Below are 4,548 nucleotides of genomic sequence, written 5' to 3'. Positions count from 1 at the left end.
CAACATTTCATTTTGTTAAATCGTTATCGATACGAGCAAGAAATTACCCCTGACTTTTGCACAAAGAAGCGTAATGAAACCTACAACTTACTCGCAAGCTGCTTGAATGATTTACATATAATTTGTATGCAGTTTCATAAGGTAAGAAAAAACCCATCATTATAATGATGGGTCGATATCATAAGAACCTAATCTAAGAATCCATAGATAGCATCAATGGAATCATCATCAAGCGTTAAGTAATACTCTCTTAATTTTTCACTTAAAAGCGTAAAATGTTCTTGATGATGTTTAAGACCTTTCAAATAAGAAATTTCAGTAAACCGAGCTAAAACTAATGCAAAAATAGCAATAGATGCAACTTGGGCTGTGACCTCTTTCTGAAAGTAGTTCAAATCATTAGTGAGTAGTAATTTTCGATCTGTATTGAGTTGTGAAAAGGCCGCGCCATTTTCACAAACCATAAAATCAAAATACCCGCCATTATAGCCTTCAACATGTTTATCAAAGGTCTGATAAACGCACTGCTCAAAGTGAACAAAGTTTTGGGAAATTGAAGGGTAAAATTCCTGACGTTTTTCTACTGGTAAAATTGATGTATGCATAAGCACGTATTCCTATAGTAAAACCAACAAATAATATTTGTTAGCCAGATGGTAAAACCCGTGTTACTGGGTAGCCATTAATGCGCAATGCATTAAATATGGGTGTGTTGAGCAATATTCCAAAAACAATCAAAGAGTAAAGTGACCCGCAAGCGGGTCACTTAACTACTTCCTTACTTCGTAGGTAACAAACGTAGCGTTAAAGTTAACCTCCTTATTCTGAAAATGGACATCACAAAGTGAGTCTTTAAACAAAAACAGGATGGCTAATAAGGTGATACAAATGACCACCAAATTCGCTGTTAATTTATACTTCATTTGTTGCCTCTCGTTGTTAAGGAGGCTATACTTCGTATTGCTAAGTACATAAGTAAGCTCCATTCTGATTTATAGTCAGGTGGGGCTTTTCTTTTATCTGTACCTTAATCGTTAATATTCAGGCACAAATAACGCCCAAACACCCACGTAAATACTACTCTAAAAAATAATTAAAATCGCTTTTATTTAACGTATAACATTAATGATATACACGAATTCAGATTGATAACATTAGCTCAGTACCTTGGCTATCAGAATGCGATTCAAGCCTATGTTTCGCTTTTATCTTATCAATCAAAATTCGGTTTCTTTCATCTTGGCTTCGAGGCCACAACGTCCCTTTAATATTCGTGTAGTCCTCATCCCTCCCCGCTCGATCTACATCTTTAAAATACTCATCAATTGAAGAATAAACCTGACTTTTAAACTCGATTTTTTCGGCTTCTATCCACTTTGTGGATTCAATACTCTTGTCCATTTTTCTCTCTGTTTAAAGAGCCACGACCTTAAATATAAGGTCATGGCGATATCGTTAAGCGGCTTTATCCATTTGAGAATTAATAACTTGCTCCATAATATAAGAGTAAGCTTTATTCGCCATAGATGCCGCCTTGAAAATATAACGTTTGTCATTTTTCAACGCGGTAAGCCAGTTGGCTATATATGATTCGTGTTGTACTTCGCCTGAAATGCCTAATTCAGCCATCAGAAATGCGCTACCTAATTCAGCAACTAATTCTTCTTGAGCATAGTCTTTCGAGCCAAATACATTACCTAACTTTCGATCACATCGACTTTTATGACCAGTCCAATGAGTTAACTCATGTAGAGCGGTTGCATAGAAATTCGCATCATCACTAAAGCGATCCCGAAATGGCAATACTATTTGATCGGTTGATGAACGGTAAAAAGCTTTTAAACCATTCACAACAATATCAGCACCGGTACTTTGCAAGAACAGATCGACCTCAGTTGAGTGCGAACCTGGACTAACAATATTGTCAGCGTTTAAACCATCCACCTGATCCGCATTAAAAACCGAATAGGTTTTCAACATTGAATAGGTTTCTTTTTCAGAAGAAGTAGACCCTTTCTTTTCTACCATTGAGTAGAAAAAAATTTGAGTCCCTTTCTCCCCTCTCCTTACTTGACCGCCAAGCGACTTAGCTTGTTTAAAGGTCAACCAAACAGACGATGAAAATTTTCGTTCAAACGCAGTCATCCACAACAACATAATATTCATGCCATTGTAAGATTTACCAGTTGAGCCATTGAATGGAATAGAGTTTGCAACGGTGTTATCCCAGGGACATTCCCAAGGTTTAGTACCAGACTCTAACGCTTCAATAATTTGATTTGTAATTTTTTGATGAAAATCAGGAATAGATTTTTGTGGAGTAGGCATAGGAAGCCACCTTAAATATAGTGTAGTTAACAAATAATATTTGTCAGCTAGGTGGCGTATGCCAGTCCTAAAACTGGCAAAACCTGATGTGCAATACATCTATAATTAATCTATATCTTATTCATCTTTTTTTCAATCATTACTTAACGTATAACATTAATGTTATACGTTAAACTTACACCATAGGATGCACTATAATATGGGCTTGATGCGTTAATTCATTCCATTCTTTCATTTCAGCAACAAACCAGCCATGCTGATTAATCACATCAATTAATCCAGGTGCTCGCTTAGATTGAATTAACATTGATAACGGAGCGATTTGCTTTCCATCATCATCAAAACAATGACCTATGTGGTCTTCAATCATATAAAGTACATTAGGTTCAGCTTCTTTTTTTTCATCAACCAACCTAGATTCAAGTTTTTCTTCGTCATACAAATAGACCAATAATGAATAAAGCTTATCTGTACCGGCTAACGTTGTTTGATTTGCTTTTTCATTCAAATCATACAACTTCAACTCTAAGTTCCCTCCCTTTTTCCTTGCTGTACTAATCATTAGCCTGACGTCTTTCTTTATGCACGACAACGCTTTATCGTTTAGCTTCGGCTTCAAAAACTTCACTAATAATTCATTACGACTTTTAATAGGAATGAAGCGTTCATTAACGAGTATCTGGAACTGTAAATACAGCAACGCATGAGTGATTGTGTTATGAAGTTTATGGTAATACTCGAAATCTTTTTTTAAGTGCATTAGTTTGATTCATAAGAAAACATATTATTGATATAAGGCTGGTTAGGTTGTTTTTCAACCACCTAATTAGTGTCTATCATTAATGTTATACACCAGCCTTGCAAATTAGTTTAACTTGGCTAATGCTGCAACCGGCCAATCGAGCGGTCTCCTTGATAGTATGATGGGGGCGAAGTTTTAAAATAAGTTCATTTCGCTCTGTATCCTCTTTTCGTCCACGATATTTACCACTCGCCTTTGCTAATGAAATACCCTGTAACTGGCGTTCACGCCTAGTTTCATAATCATCACGAGCCATTTGTAATGCCAGTTTTAACAATAATTCTTGAATAGACTCTAATACTACTTTGGCTGTTCCGGTTGATTCAGAAACCAAATCGGATAAATCAACAATGCCAGGTATCGATAACATAGCCCCTTTATCTCTTATTGAACTAATAAGCTTCTCTGCTTCAATAAGTGGTAATCGACTTATTCGATCTATTTTTTCAGCGATAACAACTTCACTTGGTTGTAAGTCACTAATCATTCGTAATAGTTCAGGCCTATCCGCTCTAGCACCGGATGCTTTTTCTTTATAAACACCGGCAACGTAAAAACCATTTTTTTTCGCTTCATCAATAAGATTTTCTTGTCGAGTGAGATCCTGACCTTCAGTACTTACTCTCATATAAATTCGTGCAACTTTCACTTGCTCACCACTTGGTCAATTTAGGTATACTTATATTGACCACTTTAAAGTAAATGGCTAATAATTCAATATAGCAATTTAAAATAGCCATTATTTATTGACCAACTTATATTGACCAGCAAAGCATTAAAGTGCAATAATTTACCTTTAATTCGTACGGGTACGTTTTAGGTGAAATTTTGAGAGTAAGTAAAATTCAGAAACAAGCACTATTGCTTCTTCATTTTATGGAATTGAGGTATGGGCTTTATATTTCGGTTAACTCGAATTATTTAAGAAAATCGATTAGCCAGTCTTTAGATAAAGATCTAGCGTCAAATCACTTTCTGGTATCGATGCACACACTAGTTAAGAACGGCTATCTAAAATACCAAGCTAACACGGATCATCAGCTAAGTAATAACGCGAAGAAAAATGAAAACATGTGGCAATTAACTGGAGAGGGTAGACAATATGCAGAAACGCAACACTCAGCACAATTGAGAATAAAAAGAAGATATATAAGAAAATCTACTGTGCAGGTTTAGGCAGTTTTTTTCCATTAAGTAAATTATAACAAATACTCCAAAAATTAACTTTTTTAGGCTTCCCTGGCTTCTCATCTAATGGGTATGCACTTTCTATATGGAACCTCATTTTCCCTTTAGATTTCCAGACCCGATAAACAACTTGATAGTAGATTTCGGTTCCGTCTTCTTGATGAATTTTACAACAACAATATCGACTATATCCACCGTGATAACAAAATTGCTCAGGTAACGTTTCTATA

At 35.6% G+C, this 4,548-nt stretch carries 6 protein-coding genes and 1 pseudogene; all 7 read right to left on the bottom strand.

Features of this window, described 5'->3' with window-relative positions:
* Positions 1–188 precede the first annotated feature (188 nt).
* The gene (locus tag HC725_RS16400; RefSeq protein WP_190332936.1) at positions 189–605 is read right to left on the bottom strand and encodes an antirestriction protein; all 417 of its coding nucleotides are present in this window, start codon (positions 603–605) and stop codon (positions 189–191) included.
* A gap of 165 nt (positions 606–770) precedes the next feature.
* Positions 771–923: a Hok/Gef family protein gene (locus HC725_RS16395; protein WP_190332935.1), complete on the bottom strand. Its 153-nt coding sequence runs from the start codon at positions 921–923 to the stop codon at positions 771–773.
* A gap of 217 nt (positions 924–1,140) precedes the next feature.
* Positions 1,141–1,401, bottom strand: coding sequence for a hypothetical protein (locus tag HC725_RS16390; RefSeq protein WP_190332934.1), 261 nt, complete (start codon positions 1,399–1,401; stop codon positions 1,141–1,143).
* 54 nt (positions 1,402–1,455) lie between these two features.
* Complete coding sequence (locus tag HC725_RS16385) at positions 1,456–2,328, bottom strand: ArdC family protein (protein WP_190332933.1); 873 nt, start codon at positions 2,326–2,328, stop codon at positions 1,456–1,458.
* 175 nt (positions 2,329–2,503) lie between these two features.
* On the bottom strand, positions 2,504–3,088 hold the full coding sequence (locus HC725_RS16380; protein ID WP_190332932.1) for a DUF2913 family protein: 585 nt from the start codon (positions 3,086–3,088) through the stop codon (positions 2,504–2,506).
* Between the two features lie 85 nt (positions 3,089–3,173).
* Positions 3,174–3,779, bottom strand: a complete 606-nt coding sequence (locus tag HC725_RS16375) for a recombinase family protein (RefSeq protein WP_190332931.1) — start codon at positions 3,777–3,779, stop codon at positions 3,174–3,176.
* Between the two features lie 510 nt (positions 3,780–4,289).
* Positions 4,290–4,548 (bottom strand): annotated as a pseudogene (locus HC725_RS16770) (heat-shock protein); the annotation flags it as partial.

The sequence above is a fragment of the Vibrio sp. S17_S38 genome, assembly GCF_014694375.1.
In the GTDB taxonomy this organism is placed as follows: Bacteria; Pseudomonadota; Gammaproteobacteria; order Enterobacterales; family Vibrionaceae; genus Vibrio.
Note: the sequence above shows the minus strand (reverse complement) of the source record. Positions and strands in the feature narration are given on the sequence as shown.